We start from the raw sequence: 20,952 nt of genomic DNA on the forward strand, positions 1-20,952 counted from the left end.
TCACCGAACCCGCGCACAATGGACCTGTGGACGACAGCGTGATCTTCCAGGCCCGAGCGCAGGTGCTGGCCGACCTGCAGGCCCGTGCTCTCGGTACGCCGGACTCCGTGACCCTGCTCGAGGACGCCTGCGCCGAGCGCCGCTGGTGGCTCGGGCAATGGCCCGAGGGTGCGCCGTTCATCGCCGGCCTGGTCGCCCAGGACGTGCAGGACGGCCTGGCCGACCGATTCGGTCGGCAGGCCCATGAGGGCCTGTGGCCGCGTTGTACGCAGTGCGACGGCCCGGTCCACGCGCTGCACATCGAGCCCGACCTCGGCGGCCCGGACCCGACCTGGGTATGCGAGGAGTCCGGGGTGGCGGTGGCGCCGCTGGGCGGGCTCGAGCCCTGAGCCCAGATGAGCCGCGGTCAACCGCGGAGCAGCAGGCTGACGGCGTGGTGATCGCCGCGGTAGAGCGTGCGCGACACCTCGACCACGACCTCCCCCTCCCACGCGCGACGGTCGTGCCGGAGCACAGGGGCACCGGGCGGCGCCTCGAGCAGCGCGGCCTCGTCCGCGCCCGCCGCGCAGGCGGCCAGCACGTCCTCCGACCAGGTCGGGCGCAGGCCGCGGGCGCCGAGGTCGTCGTACAGGCTGTCGGGGAGCGCCTCGAGCAGTCCCGGCACCCGCGTCTCGACGAGATAGGTCTCGGACAGGCAGACCGCGCGGCCGTCGGCCATCCGCAGCCGCCGCCAGCGCACCACCGGTACGCCGGGCGCGACCTGCAGCGCGACCGCGAGCCGGTCGGCGGCCGGGATCCGCTCGGCGACGAGGGTGTGGGCCTCGGCGACCATGCCGCGGCGGGCCATCTCCTCGCTGAAGCCGACCACGCCGGTCGCGACACGACGGGGCGCCGCGACGAACGTCCCCCGTCCGGGCACCCGCTCCAGCACGCCCTCGCCGACCAGCGCGTCGAGCGCCTGGCGCACGGTCATCCGGGCGACGCCGAAGCGGTCCACGAGATCCCGCTCGGACGGCGCGGCGGTGCCGGGCGCGCTGCCGGCGACCAGGGCGCGGACGTACTCGCGGATCGTCACGTGCTTGAGAGAGCGGCTCATCGACCCCCCTGTGGTCTGCGGGGCCGAGAGTAGGCAAGCGGGCGTCGTGCCGTCCGGCGAACCGCGAAACTTCGTCGAGCACACGTCCGAACACCTGTTCGATCAGGGGGTATCCTCGATGCCATGACGGTCGACTTCCAGACCAGCCTCTTCGACGCCGCGGCGAGCGAGGTCGCCACCGAGCGCCGGGTGCTCAGTGCCGGCGCCTGGGTCGACGTCGCGCGCGACTGGCTGACCGAGGCCGACGACGTCTTCGCGACCCTGGTCCGCGAGGTGCCGTGGCGGGCGGAGCGGCGCGCGATGTACGACCGAGTGGTCGACGTACCCCGCCTCGTGTTCACCTACATGATCGGCGACGTGCTGCCCCACCCCGCGTTGAGCGACGCGCGCGAGCGGCTGACCCAGCGGTACGCCGCCGAGCTCGGCGAGCCGTTCCGCACCGCCGGCTGCTGCTACTACCGCGACGGCCGCGACAGCGTGGCCTGGCACGGCGACACGATCGGGCGCGGCTCCACCGACGACACCATGGTCGCGATCGTGTCGGTCGGCGACCCGCGCCGGCTGCACCTGCGTCCGCGCGATCCCGAGCGACGCGACGAGGCGTTCGCCGTCGAGATGGGGCACGGCGACCTGGTCGTGATGGGCGGCTCGTGCCAGCGGACCTGGGAGCACGCCGTACCCAAGGTGTCGTCGGCCGGACCGCGGATCTCGGTGCAGTTCCGGCCACTCAACGTGTTCTAGCCTCGGGATCTCGCGAGGCTAGCGAAGCTAGGAGCGCTCCAGCTCCGCCAGCGAACGCAGGATGCAGAACTCGTTGCCCTCCGGATCGGCGAGCACCACCCAGCCGCTGCCGGGGCCGTGGACGCCGCGGTGGTCGGCGACCTGGACCGCGCCGTACCGCAGCAGCCGGTCGACCTCCTCGTCGCGGCTGCCGGCACGCGGGCGCAGGTCGAAGTGGACCCGGTTCTTGCCGCTCTTGCGGTCGGGGACCTCGATGAACAGCACCTGGTGGCCGCTGTCGGGGTCGATGATCATGCACTCCTCGTGTCCCGGCTCGTTGGGGTTGCCGGGCAGGTCGGTGTAGCCGAGGACCGGCTTCCACCACTCGGAGAGCTCGAAGGCGTGGGCGCAGTCGACGGTGGTGTGCGAGATGAAGGAGGTCACGCCCCCACCCTCGCCCGGCCCCCGGCGCCCGGGCAACCGGTTTCGGGTCAGGGCGTGGACGTCGCCGGCGGCGTGGACGTCGCCGGCGGCGTGGACGGCGCGGACGGCGTCGGGGTCGAGGTCGGGGTGGCCGTCTCGGTCACCGTGGCCGTCTCGGTCGGCGTCGGAGTCGGGATGGGCGTCGTCGAGGTCGTGGGCCCGGTGGGGACGCCGGTCGCGGTGTCGGCGTCCGTCGGGGTCGGGGTCGGTGTCGGGGTCTCCTCGGCCGGGAGCTCCTGCTGCTTCTTGCCCGTGCCCCCGCCGTCGCCGAAGACGCCGCCGATCGAGGTCCGGTCCTTGCCGTCGGTGCCGCCGGTGATCGTCGAGACGCTCCTGCCGGCGATCAGCTCGATCGCGCTGATCACCACGAGCGCGAGGAGGAAGGTCCCGGCGGCGAGCACGGCGATCCGCTTCCAGGGCAGGGTGGACCAGCGACGGGGCGTCGGCTCGACCTCCCCCTCTTCCTCCTCGTCCTCGGCGGCCTCGAGGTGGTGGTGGGCGCGGTCGAGCTCGCGCTCGGCCGCCACCGGGTCGGAGCGGCGGGCGGCGCGTCGTACGTTCTGCTCGGCGAGGTTGACCCGCTGCATCGCCGCTGCCTGGACCTCGGCCATCCGGCGCCGGCTGGACTCGATGCCCTGCTTGTAGAGGGCCGAGCTGACCGTCGCGATGACGCTGCCGAGCGCGGCGCCGATCAGCGTGCCGGCGGCGCCGAGCGTGGAGAGCAGCACCGCGACCGTGACCGCCGCGCCCGCACCGGCCGCGGTCGCGGGCCAATCGATCCGCGCCTTGCGCTCCTCGGGATCTGCCTCAGCCATGCTCGACCGCTCAGTCGGTGCCGTGCGCCTTGACGAAGGCGAGGATCTGCTCGGAGAGCTCGGGGCGACACACGATCACGTCAGGCAGGTAGACGTCGGCCTGGTTGTAGACCAGATCGCTGCCGTCGACGCGCGAGGTGAACAGGCCCGCGGCGCGCGCGACGGCGACCGGCGCGGCGGAGTCCCATTCGTACTGACCGCCCGCGTGGACGTAGGCATCGGCGACGTCGCGCACGACCGACATCATCTTCACGCCGGCCGAGCCCATCGGGACCAGCTCGGCGTCGAGCTCCTTCGCGAGCGCCTCGACGAAGGCCGGCGGGCGGGTGCGGGAGACCGCGATCCGGGGCCGCTGGGAGGTGCGGGCCGGTACGACGGGCGGCGTACCGGTGTTGAAGGTCTCGCCCAGCACGGGCTGCGCGACCGCGCCCGCGACCAGCTCGCCGTCCTGCCACAGCGCGACGTGGACGGCCCAGTCGTCGCGCGGCGGCTCGGAGAACTCGCGGGTGCCGTCGAGCGGGTCGACGATCCAGACCTTGGCGGCGGTGAGCCGGGCGTCCTTGTCGGCCGCGCTCTCCAGCGCCTCCTCGGAGAGCACCGCGTCGTCGGGGCGGTAGGTCGCCAGCAGCTCCATCAGCAGCACGTGCGCCGCCTGATCGCCGGCGTCCTTGAGCTCCTTGCCCACCAGTCCCTCGGCGCGCACCTCCAGCAGGCGGCGGCCGGCCTCCTCGGCCAGCCAGGCGGCGAGGAGGTGGTCGTCGGCGACGACCTCGGGTGCGGGGGTACCGGGCTCGAAGGTCACGCGGTCACCCTACCGAGCCCCGTTGACTCGCCCCGAACTCCCGTTGACCTTCCTCCATCTCCCGCCGAGCTGCGGCAAGGAGGGGCGACTCGACCGACGGCCGGGGCACGTCGACCGGAGGACGGGGCGGGTCAGCGGTTGAAACGGGACTGGGTCTTCTCGAGGCCCTCGGCGACGAGCGACTCGACGGCGTCGGCGGCGGAGTCCACCTGGAAGGGGATCTCCTTGCGCTCGGTGGTGCCGTAGTTGGACAGCACGAAGTCGGCGACGTCCTGGCGACCCGGGGGGCGGCCGATGCCGGCCCTGACCCGGTAGAAGTCGCCGGTGCCGAGGGAGGAGCGCATGGACTTGAGGCCGTTGTGACCGTTGTCGCCGCCGCCCTTCTTGATGCGCAGCGTGCCGAAGTCGATGTCGAGCTCGTCGTGGATCGCGATCACCCGATCGGCGGGGACCTTGTAGAAGATCGCGAGCGCCTTGACCGGGCCGCCCGACTCGTTCATGTACGAGCGGGACTTGGCCAGCACCACCCGCGGGCCGGGCACCCCCGGGGCGCCGAGACGGCCCTCGACCACGTCGGCGCGGCCGGACTTGTGGGCGCGGAAGCCGCTGCCCATCCGGCGGGCCAGCTCGTCGACGACGAGATAGCCGATGTTGTGCCGGTGCCCGGCGTACGACGGGCCGGGGTTGCCGAGGCCGACCACGAGCCAGACGTCGGCACTGGTCGCGTCGCTCACGGGGCTCTCCTCGGCGTCAGGTGCGGCGGGACTCCCCGGCGCGGGCGTCCGCGCCGGGGAGATCAGTCGGCCCAGGAACCACCTGAGCCGGCCGGCGATCACTCGCTGTCGCCGGCCTCAGCAGCCTCGGCGGACTCCTCGGCGGACTCGCCGGCCTCCGCGGCAGCGGGCTCCTCGGCGGCCTGCTCGGTGACGTTGACGACCAGGGTGTCGGCGTCGGTGAGCAGGGTGGTGCCGGCCGGCAGCTCGACCTGGCTCGCGAGGATCTGGGTGCCGGCCTCGGCGCCCTCGATGCTGACCTCGAACTGCTCGGGGATGTGGGTGGCCTCGGCCTCGACCTGGAGCGTGGTGTTCTCGGTGACGACCAGGGTGCCGCTGACGGCGTCGCCGACGACGTGGACCGGTACGTCGACGGTGACCTTCTCGCCGCGGACGACGGCGACGAAGTCGACGTGCTCGAGGACGCGGCGGACCGGGTCGACCTGGACCTGCTTGGTGAGCGCGAGCTGCGACTGGCCCTCGAACTCGAGCTCGAGGACGGCGTTGGCGCCACCGTGCTTGATGGCCATCATCGTGTCGTGGCCCGGGAGGGTCAGGTGGACCGGCTCGTTGCCGTGGCCGTAGACGACGGCGGGGATCTTGTTGTCGCGGCGGATGCGGCGGGCGGCGCCCTTGCCGAACTCGGTGCGGACCTCGGCCTGGATCTTCTCGGTGCTCATGGGGATCTCCTGATCGTCGCGTGGTGGTGGCGGCTGCTCGGAGACGAGGAACGCCGCGCTTCCCTCACCCGGTGACCGGCAGGGCGCGCGGCGTCATGAAGACAGACCGGCCCAGTCGATCACGGAGTCACAGAAGCGGGTGCTCCCTCGCCGAGGCAACCGCAGAAGGCTACCCGCGCGGGCCGGGCTGGGCGAAATCGTCACCGGTAGGGGATCGGTGATCTCGCGCAGGTCCGACGGCGCGTCCTTCAGCGCCGCCATCGCGGCGCGAGGGCTCGCCTCGGCCGATACCTATCTATACTTCGAGAAAGTATCGGAAGGTATCGACTCTCATGAGCACAGCACCGAGCAACCCCTTCACGCCCGGCCAGTCCCCGCGCTTCCTCGCCGGGCGGACCGCCGAGCGCCGACGGATCCAGGACCGGCTCGGCCGGGTGGCGACGTACGGCGAGCTGGCCGGCCCGCTGCTCGTCTTCCACGCACCGCGCGGGCTGGGCAAGACCTCGCTGCTGCGCGCCGCGGAGGCCGAGGCCCTCACCCTCGGCTTCGTGTCGGTGTGGGTCGCCTGCGCGCGCGACCAGCTGCTCCTGCCCGAGCTGGCCCAGCGGGTGCGGGGCGCCCTCGCGCGCCACGACGCCCTCGGCGGTCCCGGCCGGACGACCCGGCTCGACGGGCTGACCATCGAGCTCGGCGTACCCGGCGCGAAGGTCCAGGCCGCCCTCGGCCGGCGGGAGGCAGCGGCGGTGACGGCGCCGATCCTCGCCCTCGAGGAGCTGCTGCGCGAGGCGGCGACGTTGGTGCGCACCCACGGCGGGGCCGGGCTGGTGGTGTTCCTCGACGAGCTGCACGCCGCCGGCTCCACGGAGCTCGCCGTGCTCCTCAACGCCTGGCAGAACCTCGACGGCGCCGCCGGCGCGGTGCCGCTGAGCATCGTCACCGCCGGGCTGCCGGTCACCCCGGAGGCGATCACCCGGGCGGCGACCTTCGGGGAGCGCAGCGCGTTCGTGCCGCTCGACGTGCTCGCCGCCGTCGACGCGCGGGCCGCCCTGATCCGCACCGCCGAGGCCGAGGACGTCTCCTGGAACGAGGAGGCGCTGAGCCTGGTGACCGACGAGGCACACGGCCACCCGTACCTGCTCCAGCTGCTCGGCAACACCACCTGGGACGCCGCCGCACCCGCTCGCGGCGCGGCGCTGACGCCCGATGACGTACGCCGGGGCCTGCCGCACGCGCGCACCCAGCTGACCGGCATGCATCGCGCCCGGTGGGGTGCGGCCACGCCGACCGAGCAGGCGTTCCTGGTGGCGATGGCCGCGGCCGGCGACGGCAACGTCACCCGAGCCGAGATCGCGGCCGGCATGGGCCGCGACAGCCGGGCCATCAGCGACCCGCGCGAGCGGCTGATCGAGAAGGGCGTGATCGAGCCGGTCGGTCACGGTCTGGTGCGGTTCACGCTGCCCGGCTTCGGCGCGTTCGTGCGCGGACTGGACGACGCCTGAGCCCGGCCGTCGCTGGTGCAAGGTTTCTCAAGGGATGCAGCCATCCCTGCACTCCCCTGCTCCTATTTGAACTGGGATGCGTCGATTTGCCTGCATCCCTTGAGAAACCGGCACCGGCCCTGCCCCACCACCGTCAAGCATGCCCGTCGAACATGCTGGTGACCGACCCGTCCTCGAACACCTCACGGATCGCCCGGGCGACGAGCGGGGCGATCGAGAGCGTGGTGAGCTTGTCGAACTGCTTCTCGGGCGCCACGGGCAGGGTGTTGGTGATGACGACCTCGGTGGCCGAGCAGTTCTTGAGGCGGTCGACGGCGGGGTCGGAGAGGATCGCGTGGGTGGCGGCGATGATCACGCCCGCGGCACCGTCGGCCATCAGCGCCTCGGCGGCCTTCACGATGGTGCCGCCGGTGTCGATCATGTCGTCGGTCAGCACGCACATGCGGCCCTTGACGTCGCCGACGACGCGGTTGGCGACGACCTCGTTGGCGACGTCGGTGCGGCGTGTCTTGTGGATGAACGCCAGCGGTACGCCGCCGAGCCGGGCGGCCCAGCGCTCGGCGACCTTGATCCGGCCGGCGTCCGGGGAGACCACGGCGAGCTCCTGGTCGCCGTACTTCTCCTTGATGTAGTCGGTCAGGATCGGCAGCGCCATCAGGTGGTCGACGGGGCCGTCGAAGAAGCCCTGGAGCTGGTCGGCGTGCAGGTCGACGGTGATGATCCGGTCGGCGCCGGCGCCCTTGAACAGGTCGGCCATCAGGCGCGCGGAGATGGGCTCGCGGCCGCGGTGCTTCTTGTCCTGGCGGCTGTAGCCCCAGAACGGCATGACCACGGTGATCCGCTTGGCGGAGGCGCGCTTGAGCGCGTCGACCATGATCAGGTGCTCCATGATCCACTCGTTGATCGGAGTGGTGTGGCTCTGGATCACGAAGGCGTCGCAGCCGCGGACCGACTCCTCGTAGCGCACGTAGATCTCGCCGTTGGCGAACTCGTAGGCCGAGGTCGGGACGAGGTCCTGGCCGAGGATCTGAGCGACCTCGTCGGCCAGCTCGGGGTGTGCCCGTCCGGAGAAGACCATCAGGTTCTTCTCGGTCGTCCGCTTCAGACCGCTCACGCGCGTGACTCCCCCTGGTCGCCGAAGGTGGTAGCTAGGATTCTGCCCGTTGCGCCGGGTCGTCCCCAAGTCCGGGTCCGTTTTCGTCACTGTTCACCCGTGGCGGCCTCCGCTGCCGCCGCCTGCGCGGTGCCGGCGCGCCGCGCGACGACCCAGCCCTCGAGATTGCGCTGGGGCGCGGCACTGACGGCGAGGGCACCGGCCGGCACGTCGCGTCGTACGACGGTCCCGCCGCCGGTCGAGGCCCCGTCCCCGATCTCCACGGGGGCAACGAAGGTGTTGTTGGAGCCGGTCTTGGCGTACCGGCCGACCCGGGTGCGGTGCTTGTCGACGCCGTCGTAGTTGGCGAAGATCGTGCCGGCGCCGATGTTGGTGCCCTCGCCGATCTCGGCGTCGCCGACGTACGACAGGTGCGGGACCTTGGCGCCGTCGCCGATCTGTGCGTTCTTGGTCTCGACGAAGGTGCCGATCTTGCCGTCGGCGCCGAGCAGGGTGCCGGGCCGCAGGTACGCGAACGGGCCCACCGACGCGCCGGCGCCGACGACGGCGAGCTGCCCGTGGGCGCGTACGACGCGCGCGCCGGCGCCGATCTCGCAGTCCTCGAGCGTGGTGTCCGGGCCGACCACGGCGTCCTCCGCGACGACGGTCGCGCCGAGCAGCTGCACGCCCGGCAGGATCGTCACGTCCGGCGCGAGCTCGACGTCGGCGTCGATCCAGGTCGTCGCCGGGTCCATGACCGTCACGCCCTCCCTCATCCAGCGGGTGACGATGCGGCGGTTGAGCTCGCGGCCGAGCTCGGCGAGCTGGACCCGGTCGTTGGCGCCCTCGGTCTGGAGCGCGTCGTCGACGGCGTGGGCGGTGACGACCCGCCCGGCGGCGCGGGCCAGCCCGACGGCGTCGGTGAGGTAGTACTCCCCCTTGGCGTTGTCGTTGCCGATCCGGCCGATGGTCTCGGCGAGGAAGGCCGCGTCGAAGGCGAGGATCCCGGAGTTGATCTCGGTGATGGCGCGCTGGGCGTCGGTCGCGTCCTTCTCCTCGACGATCGCCTGGACGACGCCGGTGTCGTCGCGGACGATGCGGCCGTACCCGAACGGGTCGGCCACGATGCCGCTCAGAATGCTCACCGCGGCGCCGGCGCGCTGGTGCGACGCGGTGAAGGTGCGCAGGGTGGCGCCCTCGAGGAGCGGGGTGTCGCCGTACGCGACCAGGACGGTGCCCTCGGTCGGGGGGTCGGCGAGCGCCTCCAGGGCGACCCGCACGGCGTGGCCGGTGCCGAGCTGCTCGTCTTGGACGGCGAGCACCGCCTCCGGCCGCAGGCCGCTCACGTGGGGGCCGACCAGCTCGCGCTGGTGTCCGACGACGGTGACCACGCGGGCCGGCTCGAGCGCGTCGACGGCGGCCAGGACGTGGCCGATCATGGTGCGCCCGCCGATGCGGTGCAGGACCTTCGGCGTCTTCGACTTCATGCGGGTGCCGCCGCCGGCGGCGAGGACGATCACGGTCAGGTCGGTCACGGGAACACCCTAGGCCGCACCCTGGACGAGCGAGATCAGCGCCCGTCCAGCCAGGCCAGCACCGCCAGGACCCGTCGGTTGTCGTCGGCCGCCTGGGGCAGGTCGAGCTTGGTGAAGATGTTGTTGATGTGCTTGCCGACGGCCTTCTCGGTGACGACCAGCCGCGCGGCGACGGCGGCGTTGGAGCGGCCCTCGGCCATCAGGGTGAGCACCTCGCGCTCGCGGTCAGTGAGCCGGTCGAGCGGTCGCGACCGCGCGGAGACGAGGGCGGCGACCACCTCCGGGTCGAGCACCGTGCCGCCCGAGGCGACCTGGTGGACCGCGGCGAGGAAGCCGTCGACGTCGGCGACCCGGTCCTTGAGGAGGTACCCGATCGCGCCCTCGCCCCCGGCCAGCAGGTCGCGCGCGTAGAGCGGCTCCACCCACTGGCTCAGGACCAGCACGGGGAACGCCCGCCGCACGGCCCGCGCCGCCATCGCGGCCTCCAGGCCCTCGGTGGTGTGCGTCGGCGGGAGGCGTACATCGACCACGGCGATGTCGATGTCCTCGCGGGTCAGCGCCCGGGCCAGCGAGGGCGCGTCGTCGACGGCCTCCACGACGCAGATCCCGCCGGACTCGAGGATCCGGGTGAGGCCCACACGCAGCAGCGCCTGGTCCTCGGCGAGCACTGCTCTCAGACCGGCAGGCACGACACCTCCATCCGGACCGTGGTCGGCCCACCAGCGGGACTGTCGACGGCGAGGGTGCCGTCGAAGGCGGCGAGCCGGCGCGCGACACCGGCGAGACCGGAGCCCTCGGCATCCGCGCCGCCACGGCCGTCGTCGCCGGCGACGAGACGGAGCCGGCCGGCGTCGTACGTGCCGGTCACCCAGGCCCGGCTCGCCGCGGCGTGCTTCACGGTGTTGGCGAGGCACTCGGCGACGGCGAAGTAGGCGGCGGACTCGACGGGCGCGGGCAGGCGCGGCACCGACACCGAGACCGCCACGGGCACGGGCAGCGCGACCGCCAGCGCCTCGATCGCGCCGGCCAGGCCGCGGTCGGCGAGGACCGGCGGGTGGATGCCGCGGACCACGGAGCGCAGGTCGTCGAGCGCGTCCATCGTGGTCTCGCGGGCCTCCCGCAGCAGCGCGGCCGCGGCCGCGGGGTCGGTCCGGAGCAGCTTCTCGGCGAGGCCGACGCTCATCCCGACCGAGGCGATCCGGGCCTGGGCGCCGTCGTGGAGGTCGCGCTCGATGCGGCGCACCTCCGCGGCGGAGTGATCCAGCGTCTCGGCGCGCGACTCCTCGACCCGCCCGACCCGCTCCTCGAGCTCGGCGACCCGGTCGTGGCCGAGGATCGCCCGCTCCGCGCGGGCCCGGGCCCGGACCAGCGGCTCGACGGTCACCCACCAGGCCAGCAGCAGCGGCCCGCTGAACACGAACAGCAGCACCCACGCCCAGTCCCCCGCGGTGAAGGCCAGGATCAGCCAGCTCACCGGCGTGGTCAGCAGCAGGACCGGCAGCGTCGAGAGCACGAAGCCGCCGGTCGCGGCGAAGCAGAGGAACCCGAAGTCCCGCCAGCGAGCCGGGTCCCGCAGCCAGTACACCGGCCGCACCAGGGCCACGCCCCGGCCCGGCGCGTAGGACGCCGCGATGGTCTCCCCCAGCAGCCGGCCGCTCATCCGGCGGTGCATGCCGGTGAGGGCCGCGGTCGCCGGGACCACGCCGAGCGCCAGCAGGAAGCCGACCCCGACCAGGCCGAGCGGGATGCAGAGCAGGGTGAGGATGGCGAGCACGAGGCCGGGGACGAAGGAGACGGCGTACCCGGCGGCCACGAGGGTGAGCCGCAGCCGCTCCCGCAGCCCGGCCTCGTCGACCGGCGTCACGGGCAGCGGTCGGATCGGAGCCAGTACGTCCATCGTGGCCAAGTCTGTCATCGTGCCGTCTCCCGTGCGGCGCTCCGCACCGCGCCGCGCGCCGCGCCCAGGGTCAGCGCCACCACCGCGGCGACCACCACGGGCGCCAGCCACAGGCCGCCGTCGGGGACCACGCCCTCGTGCCGGGCCACCGCGAACGGGACCACGGTGGTGAGGGCGGCGACGGTGCCGAGCACCACGCCGACCACAGCGACGACCCCGGCCTCGGCGACCACCGAGCCGCGGACCTGGCGCGGCGTGGCGCCGAGCAGCCGCAGCCGGTGCAGTTCCTCGCGCCGGTGCGCGATGGTGGCGACGAAGGCGTTGACCACCATGATCGCGGCGAACAGCGACACCATCCCGACCACGACGTTGTTGAGCAGGTTGATCGTGTCGCTGTCGGCGGTCCCGCCCGGCAGGGTGCGCCGGTCGATGTTCACCAGCATCAGGGTGCCGACGGCGGCCGAGGTGAGCACGACGACGGGAGCGAGGACGCCCGCGAGCAGGTGCGCCCGGCGCGCGGTGTTGTACGACGCCAGGTGGGCCGTCGCGGAGGCGCCGGCCAGCAGCCGCACGGGACCGGCGCCCCAGCGCAGCAGGACCGGCGCGAGCACGGCCAGGCCCACGCCGACCAGGATCGAGCTGGAGCCGCTGGTGGACATCGCGGCGTACGGGTCGGCGTCGTGGGCGGTCACGGTGATGGTGATGACCGCCATGGCCAGGCCGTAGCCGATCAGCAGCAGCGCGATCGTGACCCGCCACCAGCGCATCCGGCCCCGCTCGCCGCCGCTCTCGCGGGCGACCACTCCGGCGGGACCGCGAGTCGCGCGGCGAGCGGCCACGGTGGCGGCGATCGCCGAGACGAGCAGTACCAGGACGGCGGCGCCGCAGACGGACGCCGGCCCGGCGCCGTACTCGGTGCGCTCGGAGATCAGCCCGCCGGAGCGGATCAGCTCGAACAGCGCCCGGCCGGAGAGGGAGGCGAGGCCCGCGCCGAGGGCCGCCGCGAGGACGGCGATCGCGCCGGTCTCGCGGGCGATCAGCCGCCGGGCCTGGCGGGGCGTGGCGCCGATGGTGCGCAGCAGGCCGATCTCGCCGGCGCGCTGGGTGGTGGTGATCCCGACCGTCGAGGCGACCGAGAACAGCACGATGACCGCTCCCCAGCCGCCGACGACGGCACCGAGGATGATGAGGGTGCCGTCGTCGGGCGCGGGCGCGCCGGACGACGACTCGGCGAGGGTGGCGAAGGAGCCGATCAGCAGGGTCCCGAGCAGGACCGCGAGGAAGGTGGCGACCGCGGCGCGCGGTCGGTGGCGCAGGCTGCGCAGGGCGAGGCCGTTCATGCCGACACCAGCTGGTCGAGGTGGGCCATCTGACCGGCGACGGCGTCGGCGGTGGGGTGGGCCATCCGGCCCGCGCCCCGGCCGTCGACGAGGAACACCACCTCGTCGGCGTACGACGCCGCGACCGGGTCGTGGGTCACCATCACCACGGTCTGGCCCAGGTCGGTCACGCTGCCGCGCAGCACGCCGAGGACCTGGCGCGCGGTGGCGGAGTCGAGGGCGCCGGTGGGCTCGTCGGCGAGCAGCACGTCGGGGGTGGTGAGCAGCGCCCGGGCGATCGCGACCCGCTGCTGCTGGCCACCCGACAGGCTGCCCGGCAGGTGGTGCGCGCGCTCGGCGAGGCCGACCCGGTCGAGCAGGTAGAGCACCCGCTCGCGGTCCACCCGCTTCCCGGCGAGCCGGCTGGGGAGAGCGACGTTCTGGGCCGCGGAGAGGTAGGGCAGCAGGTGGAAGCCCTGGAAGACGAACCCGATCCGCTCGCGGCGCAGCCGGGTCCGGCGCTCCTCGTCCCAGTCGGTGACGTCGGTGCCACCGACCAGGACCCGGCCGCCGGTCGGCCGGTCCAGGCCCGCGGCGCAGGACAGGAAGGTGGACTTCCCGGAGCCCGAAGGCCCCATCACGGCGGTGAAGGTGCCGCGCCGGAAGGCGAGGTCGACCCCGGCGAGCGCGGCGACCGTGTTGTCGCCGACGCCGTAGGTGCGGGTGAGGTCCTGGACCTCGAGTGCGATGTCGGACATGAGTGCTCCTGGGGTGCGGAATCTGGTGTCTCCGACGCTAGGAGCAGTGGGCGGTGCGCTCGATGGGTCTGACCTGCCGATCCGAGGTGGGGTTTTCCCCACCTCTCCTCGGCCACGGATTGGCAACAGGATCTCCACAGTTCGGCGAAAGAACGTGCATCCGCGGCCGATCAGGCGTATCACGAGAGATGAACATGAACGATCGAAAGGGAGCACGACGATGTGTGACCACTCACCCGAGTGCCCGGCCGCCGGGGACCCCGACTGCTGCACCGCCCACGTGACCGCCGACCACAGCGAGCAGGGCTGGTGCCGGCTCTGCAACGGCGTCATCCTCTTCGACGACGGTGCGTACCTCACGCCCGAGGGAAGGTCGAAGGCCCTGCCGCGGTCCGCCTGAGCCGGGCCGCTGCTCGCCGGCCTGGTCCAGGCCGCGCTGGACCGAGGTGAGTGAGCTCCCCGGGTAGGAGTCGAACCTACGTCGCTTGTCCTGATTCAAAGTCAGGCGGGCCCTGCCGGCAGACCAACCGGGGATTGCGGGCCTAAGCCTAGAGCCGCGTCGTCGTACCGGGCGAAATGGTCGCGGATCGGGCAGGATGACGACCGTTTCGTCCGGTACGACGCGGACGGCCCGGTCAGTAGGTCAGCGCCACCCACGGGTCGACGTCGTAGCGGCCGTTGGGCTGCAGGATGATCGACTGGATGCCGGCGGGACGGCCGTCGCGGTAGGTGACCAGCGCGATGCTCGCGGGGCGGCGGAGCTTGCTCCCGATCGCGATGGCGTACGCCGCGCCGCCGGTCGTGCCGAGGGTGTAGGTGTAGCCGATCCGGCCGTCGTCGGCCGTGACCTCGGTGGGCCCGGTCTGCACGTGGATGTGCCCGCCGAGCACCAGGTCGACGCAGCCGCGCTGCAACGCCGGCTTGGCGATGTTGGCGTCGTGGACGAGCAGCGTGTTGACGCGGTCGCCGTCCTCGTCGGCGGCGCAGGCGGCGTCGGCGAGCAGGTCGGCGACCTCGCTGAAGCTGAGGCCGGTCTGGTCGCGCCAGTCGCCGAGGCCGCTGGAGCGCGGGTCGTCGACGCCGAGGATCCGCGAGCCGCCGGGGCCGTCGATCACCTCGTCGTCGAAGTAGGTCCAGCCCAGCTCCTCCAGGTGGCTGCGCACGAAGCCGCCGTTGTCATGGTTGCCCGCGACCGCCCAGCGCCCGTCGAAGTCCTTGAACGTGGCGGCCAGCGAGTCGAGCGAGAACGCCTCCCAGCGGCTGCCGGTCGAGGTGTCGTCGCCGGCGTCGTACACGGCACTCGCGCCGCCCGCGTCTGCGATCGCCCGGGCGACCTTGTCCATGCCGACGTTGTCATGGCGGTCGGAGACGAGCAGGACGACGGTCTCGCCCTCCTCGGGCTGGCGAAGGTCGAGCAGGGCGGCGTCGTCGGCGGCCTCGGAGTAGAAGCGCAGGCTCTCGTTGTAGCTGCTGATGCCGCTCTCGATCAGCCGCCGCGACTGGGCGGTGGTCGCGTCCGCCATCACCTCGACCTGGTCGACCTCGTCGGGCAGCGGGACCTCGGGGCCGAGGAACTCGGCCAGCGGCGTCCAGTGCTCAGCGGGCTGGTCGGTGCGACCCCAGCCGTAGGGCACGACGGCGGCGACCGTCAGGGCCACCACCAGCCCGCAGGCGGCGATGCCGCGGCGGGTCCGGACGGCGCCGTACAGCTCACGTCGGCGGGCACCCCCGACGAGTCCCCACACCAGCAGCGGGACGGCGCCCAGCACGGCGCCCTGCACGAGCGCGGCGAGCGCCATCGCCTCGACCGCCCGCCGGGCGACCTCGACCTGACCCTCGGGCTGGGACGCGATCGCGGCGTAGCGCGACGTGAGCTCCTCGAGCGTCGCCGCATCGGTCTTCCCGAGCTCGACCTCCACCCCGACCCGGGAGCCGGAGGGCATCCGCAGGTCGGGCAGCACGGGCCCCATCCGGGCGACGACCTCGCCGGAGAAGTTGGGGCTGAGGCTCGCCTCGTGGCTGGCGATCTCGACGGTCCGCTCGCTGTGCACGAAGATCGCCACGGCGATCGCCGCGGACAGGACCAGCCAGGTCCCGACGTACGCGAGGACCTTGAGGAGGCGGCGGGGCGAGATCACCCGCGCCCGCGGGCCTCCGCGACGGCGTAGAGCGCCACCGACGCGGCGACGCCGGCGTTGAGCGACTCCAGTACGCCGGCCATCGGGATGGACATCAGCCGGTCGCAGCTCTCCGCGACCAGCCGGGACAGACCCTCGCCCTCGGACCCGACGACCAGCACCAGCGGGCCCTCGACGAGGTCGGCGTCCGCCGTCAGCTCGGGCAGGGCGAGGTCGCCGTCGGCGGCCAGGCCGATGACGAAGCAGCCGGCCTCCTGGTAGGCCTTGATCTGGCGGGTCAGGTTCACCGTCTGGGCCACCGGGCAGCGGGCGGCCGCGCCGGCCGAGGTCTTCCACGCGGCGGCCGTCATCGAGGCCGCGCGCCGCTCGGGGATGACCACGCCGTGGGCGCCGAACCCGGCCGCGCTGCGGACGATCGCGCCCAGATTGCGCGGGTCGGTGATCGAGTCGAGCATCACGACCAGCGGCTTCTCGCCGGCGTCGTCGGCCGCGTCGAGGAGGTCGTCGGGGTGGGCGTACTCGTAGGCCGGGATCCGGGCCGCGAGACCCTGGTGGACCGCGCCGTCGGTGAGCCGGTCGAGCTCGCCGCGGCCGACCTCGAGCAGGCCGATGCCGTTCTCGGCGGCGAGGCGGAACACCTCGCGCAGCCGGCCGTCGCGCTCGGCGCCCTCGGCGACGTACACCGAGGTCACCGGCACCCGCTCGCGCAGTGCCTCGACCACCGGGTTGCGTCCGGCGATCCACTCGTCGCCGCCGCTCTTACGCCGCGGCCCGCGCTGGGCGCCGGCCCGCTTGTCGGCCCGCTTCTTGGCCTCGGCGATCTTGTGCGCCTTGTGGTACTCGCGGTCGGTCGCCTTCGGCGTCGGCCCGCGGCCCTCCAGGCCGCGGCGGACCTTGCCCCCTGATCCGGCAGTCGGCTTCTTGCTCGACTTGCGGATCGCGCCCTTGCGGTTGGAATTGCCTGCCATCTCAGCTCACCGTCCAGGTAGGTCCATCAGGGGTGTCGGTGACCTCGATGCCGGCCGCCTTGATCCGATCGCGGATCGCGTCCGCACGCGTCCAGTCCTTGTCCGCCCGCGCCTGCGTGCGCTCGTCGAGCAGGCCGGCCACGAGGGCGTCGACGGCGGCGCTGAGCCGCTCCTCGGCGCCGGACCCGCCGGCACCGGCCCAGGCCGGGTCACCCGGATGCACGCCGAGCACGTCGAGCATGGCGGCCACGGCGCCCGCGGCGGCGGTGACGTCCTCGCCGGCGGCGAGCTGGCGGTTGCCCTCGCGCACGGTGTCGTAGAGGACGGCGACGGCGGCCGGCGTACCGAGGTCGTCGTCCATCGCGGCGGCGAAGGCGTCGGGCAGTGCGCCGGCCTCGGCGACGCCCGCACGGTCGAGGAAGGAGACGATCCGCTGGTAGCCCGCGGCGGCCTCGTCGAGCGCCTCGAAGCTGAACTCGACGTGGGAGCGGTAGTGGGCGGCGACCATGTAGAACCGCAACTCCGCGCCGCTGACCCGCTGCAGGACCGACGGGATGGACAGGGTGTTGCCGAGCGACTTGCTCATCTTCTCGCCGGCGGTGGTGATCCACGCGTTGTGCATCCAGTACGACGCGAAGGCGCCGCCCGCCGCGCGCGACTGGGCCTGCTCGTTCTCGTGGTGGGGGAAGCGCAGGTCGACGCCGCCGCCGTGGATGTCGAAGGCGTCGCCGAGGTACTTGCCGGCCATCGCCGAGCACTCGATGTGCCAGCCCGGGCGACCGCGACCCCACGGACTGGGCCAGGACGCGGTCTCCGGCTCCGACTCCTTGCGGCCCTTCCACAGCGCGAAGTCGCGGGGATCCTTCTTGCCGCGCGGGTCGGCGTCGGCCGCGGGCTCCATGTCGTCGACGCCCTGGTGGGTCAGCTCGCCGTACGACGGCCAGGACCGGACGTCGAAGTAGACGTCGCCGCTGCCGTCCTCGGCCGGGTAGGCGTGGCCGCGGTCGATCAGCCGCTCGATGAGGACGATCATCTCCGGGATGTGTCCGGTGGCCGCGGGCTCGTAGGTCGGCGGCGCGACGTTCAATGCGGCGTATGCCCGGTCGAGCTCGATCTTCATCACGTAGGCGAGGTTGTACCAGGGCCGGCCCTGCTCGGCCGACTTCGCCAGGATCTTGTCGTCGATGTCGGTGATGTTGCGGATGAACGTGACGTCGTAGCCCCGGTGGCGCAGCCAGCGCTGCAGCACGTCGAAGTTCACCGCCGAGCGGACGTGGCCCACGTGGGGCTCGCTCTGGACCGTCAGGCCACACACGTACAGACCCGCCCTGCCCTCGTGGAGGGGCACGAAGTCGCGTGCTTCTCGGGTCGCGGTGTCGTAGAGCCGGATGGTCACCCGGTCAGTCTAGGGATCCGCTCGGGCCCGGCTCGCATCGTCAGCGCTCAGCGCTTGATCCTCTTCGCCTTCGAGGTGGCGCTCGCCGGCAGGTGGTTCGTCCGGGCCGCGGTGGCGACGACGGTGATCCGCTTGCCACGGTCCTTCGCGGTCACCTTGTACGACGACTTCCTCGCCTTCTTGGCCGGCTTGATCGCCTTGCCGTTGCGGTACCAGCGGTAGGTCACCTTCGCGCCGTCCCACCCCACGACCCTCGCCTTCAGCTTCGCACCGACCTTGGCGCCGCCCTTGACCTTCACCTTGGCGCCCGGCAGCACGCCCTGGACGACGGCGGAGGCGCTGGTGGTGCGGAGGAACCCGCTCCACCAGCCCGGGCGGGCGACCGTGGCGGCGACCGAGACCCGGTGCCCGATGTCGGCGGGCTGCAGCTGGTAGGTCGCCGACGTGGCGCCGGGGATCGGGGCGTCGTCGCGCAGCCACTGGTACGTCGTGGTGGCGGCCGGGTCGGCGCTCAGCCCACCCGGGGCGGTCAGGGTCGCGCCCACCGCGGTCGTACCGGCGACAGGCGTCTGGGCGACGGTCGGCGGCGCGGCAAGGGGCTGCGGCTGCGGCGGACGGACGCCCTGGGCCTGGACCTGGACCCGGGCGTCGGTCCGGGAGCCGTCGACGAAGTTGCCGGCGGTGTCGACGACGTAGAGCATCACCCGCGCCTCGATGACGGCGCCGGCCATCGCGGCGGTCACGGGGAAGGTGGCGCTGGTGGTGCTGGACCGGGTGAAGCCGACCTGCGGGCGGCCGTCGACATACCAGCTGATCTCGCTGTAGTAGTCGCCGGCCGGCGGGCCGAAGCTCGCCGTCAGGGTCTGTCCGGGCGCGGACGTGCCGGTGATCGTCGGCGCCGTCTGGAACCTCGCGTGCGCCGCGCCGATGACGTTGCTCTGCGACCAGAGGACGGCGTCCTGGTAGCCGGCCAGCGCGCCGGTCACGGCGACCATGACGTACTTGCCGGTGTCGGCGGACGTCGGGGTGTAGGTCGCCGAGGTCTGACCCGCGATCTTCTCGAGGGCGGTGGCGCCCGAGCGGTACCACTGGTAGCCGAGGGCTGCCGTGGTCGGTCGCCAGCCCTCGAGTCCGACGGCCTGGAGCGGCTTGCCCACCTCGAAGGCGCCGGTCACGAACGGCGCGACGGGCGCCATGCCGAGCCCGGTGGTGGGCATGGTCACGGCGAAGGTGGTGGAGCCGTCCGTCGCGGTCCAGTCGCTCGCGGTGTCGACCGAGGTCGACACCGCCGCATCGGAGCGCCAGCAGGTGTCGCGGTGCCGGACGTCGGTGAACCACTCTCCGGCGTCACCGAAGCCGTAGAAGGTGTCGTTGAAGCAGATCCGGTACTTCGTCCCGGAGCTCATGCCGTAGCCGCTGTACTCGAACCGCCCGGCCGCGTCGGTGAGCTTGGGGCCGAACTGCAACCCCACCCACTGGCCGCCCTGCCGGCTGTAGATCTCCCAGTAGACGCCCTCCAGCGGGCGCCCCTGCTCGTCGCGGGCGATCCCGACGACGCCCGGTGCGGCCGAGGCCGGGACGGAGGTCAGCGGCACCAGCACGAGCGCCAGCAGCGCGGCGGTGAGGACGGACAGCAACAGGCGGACGGATCGCAGCACGCAACCACCGTCCCCGAGCGAGGGCTCGCCAAACCGTCCGGTCACGGGGTGTGACCCAGTCGACGACCGTGTGACGTGAGTGACGGATGTGACGTACCGTGAGGTAGTGCGCCGGTCCTTCCCCCTTCCCGTCGTCTCCCTGATCCTCACCCTGGTCGCCTGCCTGGCAGCCGGGCTCGCCGTGGTCGTCGACCGCCCCGCGGCGCTGGCCGCGGCCGCGACGTCCGACCGGCAGGTCCACCTCCAGCGCTTCGCGCCCCGGTCGTGGAAGCCGGCGGCGACCCAGCGCCGGTACGGCCGCAGCTACCTCGGCACCCGCTGGAAGAGCCCCTGGGTCTCACCGGGCCTGGACTACACCGAGCTGATCGCCTCCTGGTCGGCGCGGACGCCGGGCTCGAGCTGGGTCGAGATCGAGGTCCGCGGCCGCGCGGCGAGCGGCGCCAAGACGTCGTGGGACACGCTGGCCCGCTGGGCCGTCAAGGACAAGGTGGTCAAGCGGCGCTCCGGCGGCGCCCAGGCCGACGACGGCACCCGGCTGGCGACCGACACCTGGCGCACGGCCGGCCTGGCGTCGTACCGACTCCGGGTGACGCTGCGCCGCGAGGCCGGCCGGAAGATGCCGCGCGTCGACCTCGCGACCGTGATGGCCTCGCGGCTGCCGTCGACCGTCGGCGCGACCTCCGCGCCCGGGGTCGCGCGCGGCGTGGAGCTCCCGGTCCCCCGGTACTCCCAGATGATCCACGCCGGCCACTACCCGCAGTGGGGCGGCGGCGGTGAGGCGTGGTGCTCGCCGACCTCGACCTCGATGGTGCTCGGCTACTACGGGCGACTGCCCGGACCGGGCGGCTACGGCTGGGTCCCGGCCGGGCACCCGGACCCGTGGGTCGACGCGGCCGCGCGGTCGACGTACGACCACGCCTACGAGGGCACCGGGAACTGGCCCTTCAACACCGCGTACGCCGCCCGCCGGCTCGGCCCGACGGGCGAGGCGTTCGTGACCCGGCTACGCGACCTCACCGACGCCGAGCTGCTGGTGCGGGCCGGCATCTCGCCGGTCGTCTCCATCGCCTTCGCGCGCGGCGAGCTCACCGGCGCGCCGATCTCCGCGTCCAACGGGCACCTGCTCGTCGTCGTCGGCTTCACCGCGACCGGCGACGTGATCGTCAACGACCCCGCGGCGGCGAGCGCCGACGGCGTGCGGCGGGTCTACGCCCGCGCGCAGTTCGAGAGGGTCTGGCTGCGGGCGTCGGGCGGCACGGCGTACGTCATCCACGACGCCGCCCACCCGCTCCCCGCCGCGCCCGGCGGCAACTGGTAGTCGC

The 20,952-nt window shown here is 73.2% G+C and carries 21 protein-coding genes and 1 tRNA gene; 5 read left to right on the forward strand and 17 right to left on the reverse strand.

Annotated features, from left to right (window positions below; translation table 11 throughout):
- Nucleotides 1–26 precede the first annotated feature (26 nt).
- Nucleotides 27–389, forward strand: coding sequence for a hypothetical protein (locus ACUP6Y_RS19700; RefSeq protein WP_462552557.1), 363 nt, complete (start codon nucleotides 27–29; stop codon nucleotides 387–389).
- A 17-nt stretch (nucleotides 390–406) separates the two neighbouring features.
- Here ACUP6Y_RS19700 and ACUP6Y_RS19705 read toward each other — a convergent pair whose 3' ends face one another.
- Complete coding sequence (locus tag ACUP6Y_RS19705; protein WP_462552558.1) at nucleotides 407–1,096, reverse strand: GntR family transcriptional regulator; 690 nt, start codon at nucleotides 1,094–1,096, stop codon at nucleotides 407–409.
- Between the two features lie 123 nt (nucleotides 1,097–1,219).
- Between ACUP6Y_RS19705 and ACUP6Y_RS19710 the strand changes: the two genes are divergently transcribed.
- The gene (locus ACUP6Y_RS19710) at nucleotides 1,220–1,837 is read left to right on the forward strand and encodes an alpha-ketoglutarate-dependent dioxygenase AlkB (protein ID WP_462552559.1); all 618 of its coding nucleotides are present in this window, start codon (nucleotides 1,220–1,222) and stop codon (nucleotides 1,835–1,837) included.
- A 27-nt stretch (nucleotides 1,838–1,864) separates the two neighbouring features.
- Here the strand turns inward: ACUP6Y_RS19710 and ACUP6Y_RS19715 are convergent, their stop codons facing one another.
- The 5 genes from ACUP6Y_RS19715 to ACUP6Y_RS19735 form a co-directional block, all read right to left on the reverse strand.
- Nucleotides 1,865–2,260: a VOC family protein gene (locus tag ACUP6Y_RS19715; protein WP_462552560.1), complete on the reverse strand. Its 396-nt coding sequence runs from the start codon at nucleotides 2,258–2,260 to the stop codon at nucleotides 1,865–1,867.
- A 47-nt stretch (nucleotides 2,261–2,307) separates the two neighbouring features.
- The gene (locus ACUP6Y_RS19720; RefSeq protein WP_462552561.1) at nucleotides 2,308–3,114 is read right to left on the reverse strand and encodes a hypothetical protein; all 807 of its coding nucleotides are present in this window, start codon (nucleotides 3,112–3,114) and stop codon (nucleotides 2,308–2,310) included.
- A gap of 10 nt (nucleotides 3,115–3,124) precedes the next feature.
- Nucleotides 3,125–3,916 carry a 3'(2'),5'-bisphosphate nucleotidase CysQ gene (locus ACUP6Y_RS19725; protein WP_462552562.1) on the reverse strand — a complete coding sequence of 264 codons (792 nt, stop codon included), beginning with the start codon at nucleotides 3,914–3,916 and terminating at the stop codon, nucleotides 3,125–3,127.
- A 131-nt stretch (nucleotides 3,917–4,047) separates the two neighbouring features.
- The gene (pth, locus tag ACUP6Y_RS19730; protein WP_462552563.1) at nucleotides 4,048–4,650 is read right to left on the reverse strand and encodes an aminoacyl-tRNA hydrolase; all 603 of its coding nucleotides are present in this window, start codon (nucleotides 4,648–4,650) and stop codon (nucleotides 4,048–4,050) included.
- A gap of 98 nt (nucleotides 4,651–4,748) precedes the next feature.
- Nucleotides 4,749–5,369 (reverse strand): 50S ribosomal protein L25/general stress protein Ctc, encoded by a 621-nt coding sequence (locus ACUP6Y_RS19735; protein WP_462552564.1) that lies wholly within the window; start codon nucleotides 5,367–5,369, stop codon nucleotides 4,749–4,751.
- 332 nt (nucleotides 5,370–5,701) lie between these two features.
- Here ACUP6Y_RS19735 and ACUP6Y_RS19740 point away from each other — a divergent pair, with 332 nt between their 5' ends.
- The gene (locus tag ACUP6Y_RS19740) at nucleotides 5,702–6,868 is read left to right on the forward strand and encodes an ATP-binding protein (protein ID WP_462552565.1); all 1,167 of its coding nucleotides are present in this window, start codon (nucleotides 5,702–5,704) and stop codon (nucleotides 6,866–6,868) included.
- 133 nt (nucleotides 6,869–7,001) lie between these two features.
- Here ACUP6Y_RS19740 and ACUP6Y_RS19745 read toward each other — a convergent pair whose 3' ends face one another.
- The 6 genes from ACUP6Y_RS19745 to ACUP6Y_RS19770 all read right to left on the reverse strand — a co-directional run bounded on the left by ACUP6Y_RS19745 (nucleotide 7,002) and on the right by ACUP6Y_RS19770 (nucleotide 13,470).
- A complete protein-coding gene (locus tag ACUP6Y_RS19745) occupies nucleotides 7,002–7,982 on the reverse strand; it encodes a ribose-phosphate diphosphokinase (protein WP_462552566.1) in 981 nt (326 codons plus the stop codon).
- Nucleotides 7,983–8,068: 86 nt separating this feature from the next.
- Nucleotides 8,069–9,496, reverse strand: coding sequence for a bifunctional UDP-N-acetylglucosamine diphosphorylase/glucosamine-1-phosphate N-acetyltransferase GlmU (gene glmU, locus ACUP6Y_RS19750; protein WP_462552567.1), 1,428 nt, complete (start codon nucleotides 9,494–9,496; stop codon nucleotides 8,069–8,071).
- Nucleotides 9,497–9,531: 35 nt separating this feature from the next.
- Nucleotides 9,532–10,173 carry a LuxR C-terminal-related transcriptional regulator gene (locus tag ACUP6Y_RS19755; RefSeq protein ID WP_462556778.1) on the reverse strand — a complete coding sequence of 214 codons (642 nt, stop codon included), beginning with the start codon at nucleotides 10,171–10,173 and terminating at the stop codon, nucleotides 9,532–9,534.
- Nucleotides 10,170–11,411 carry a sensor histidine kinase gene (locus ACUP6Y_RS19760; RefSeq protein WP_462552568.1) on the reverse strand — a complete coding sequence of 414 codons (1,242 nt, stop codon included), beginning with the start codon at nucleotides 11,409–11,411 and terminating at the stop codon, nucleotides 10,170–10,172. Before ACUP6Y_RS19760 ends, ACUP6Y_RS19755 begins: the two co-directional genes overlap by 4 nt.
- The gene (locus ACUP6Y_RS19765; protein WP_462552569.1) at nucleotides 11,408–12,733 is read right to left on the reverse strand and encodes an FtsX-like permease family protein; all 1,326 of its coding nucleotides are present in this window, start codon (nucleotides 12,731–12,733) and stop codon (nucleotides 11,408–11,410) included. The genes ACUP6Y_RS19760 and ACUP6Y_RS19765 overlap by 4 nt, the downstream gene beginning before the upstream one ends.
- Nucleotides 12,730–13,470: an ABC transporter ATP-binding protein gene (locus tag ACUP6Y_RS19770; protein ID WP_462552570.1), complete on the reverse strand. Its 741-nt coding sequence runs from the start codon at nucleotides 13,468–13,470 to the stop codon at nucleotides 12,730–12,732. The genes ACUP6Y_RS19765 and ACUP6Y_RS19770 overlap by 4 nt, the downstream gene beginning before the upstream one ends.
- 220 nt (nucleotides 13,471–13,690) lie before the next feature.
- On the opposite strand from ACUP6Y_RS19770, the gene ACUP6Y_RS19775 reads away from it, so the two are divergent.
- Nucleotides 13,691–13,870 carry a DUF5999 family protein gene (locus ACUP6Y_RS19775; protein WP_462552572.1) on the forward strand — a complete coding sequence of 60 codons (180 nt, stop codon included), beginning with the start codon at nucleotides 13,691–13,693 and terminating at the stop codon, nucleotides 13,868–13,870.
- 55 nt (nucleotides 13,871–13,925) lie between these two features.
- Here ACUP6Y_RS19775 and ACUP6Y_RS19780 read toward each other — a convergent pair.
- The 5 genes from ACUP6Y_RS19780 to ACUP6Y_RS19800 form a co-directional block, all read right to left on the reverse strand.
- Nucleotides 13,926–14,004, reverse strand: a tRNA-Gln gene (locus ACUP6Y_RS19780).
- A gap of 101 nt (nucleotides 14,005–14,105) precedes the next feature.
- On the reverse strand, nucleotides 14,106–15,608 hold the full coding sequence (locus ACUP6Y_RS19785; protein ID WP_462552573.1) for a metallophosphoesterase: 1,503 nt from the start codon (nucleotides 15,606–15,608) through the stop codon (nucleotides 14,106–14,108).
- Entirely contained in the window at nucleotides 15,605–16,576 is a 972-nt protein-coding gene (gene rlmB / locus ACUP6Y_RS19790; protein WP_462552574.1) for a 23S rRNA (guanosine(2251)-2'-O)-methyltransferase RlmB, read from the reverse strand. The genes ACUP6Y_RS19785 and rlmB overlap by 4 nt, the downstream gene beginning before the upstream one ends.
- A 1-nt stretch (nucleotide 16,577) precedes the next feature.
- The gene (gene cysS / locus ACUP6Y_RS19795; RefSeq protein ID WP_462552575.1) at nucleotides 16,578–17,972 is read right to left on the reverse strand and encodes a cysteine--tRNA ligase; all 1,395 of its coding nucleotides are present in this window, start codon (nucleotides 17,970–17,972) and stop codon (nucleotides 16,578–16,580) included.
- Nucleotides 17,973–18,019: 47 nt separating this feature from the next.
- Nucleotides 18,020–19,630: a hypothetical protein gene (locus ACUP6Y_RS19800; protein WP_462552576.1), complete on the reverse strand. Its 1,611-nt coding sequence runs from the start codon at nucleotides 19,628–19,630 to the stop codon at nucleotides 18,020–18,022.
- A 106-nt stretch (nucleotides 19,631–19,736) separates the two neighbouring features.
- Between ACUP6Y_RS19800 and ACUP6Y_RS19805 the strand changes: the two genes are divergently transcribed.
- Entirely contained in the window at nucleotides 19,737–20,948 is a 1,212-nt protein-coding gene (locus ACUP6Y_RS19805) for a C39 family peptidase (RefSeq protein WP_462552577.1), read from the forward strand.
- The last annotated feature ends 4 nt before the right edge of the window (nucleotides 20,949–20,952 follow it).

The organism is Nocardioides sp. S5-5 (assembly GCF_054954065.1).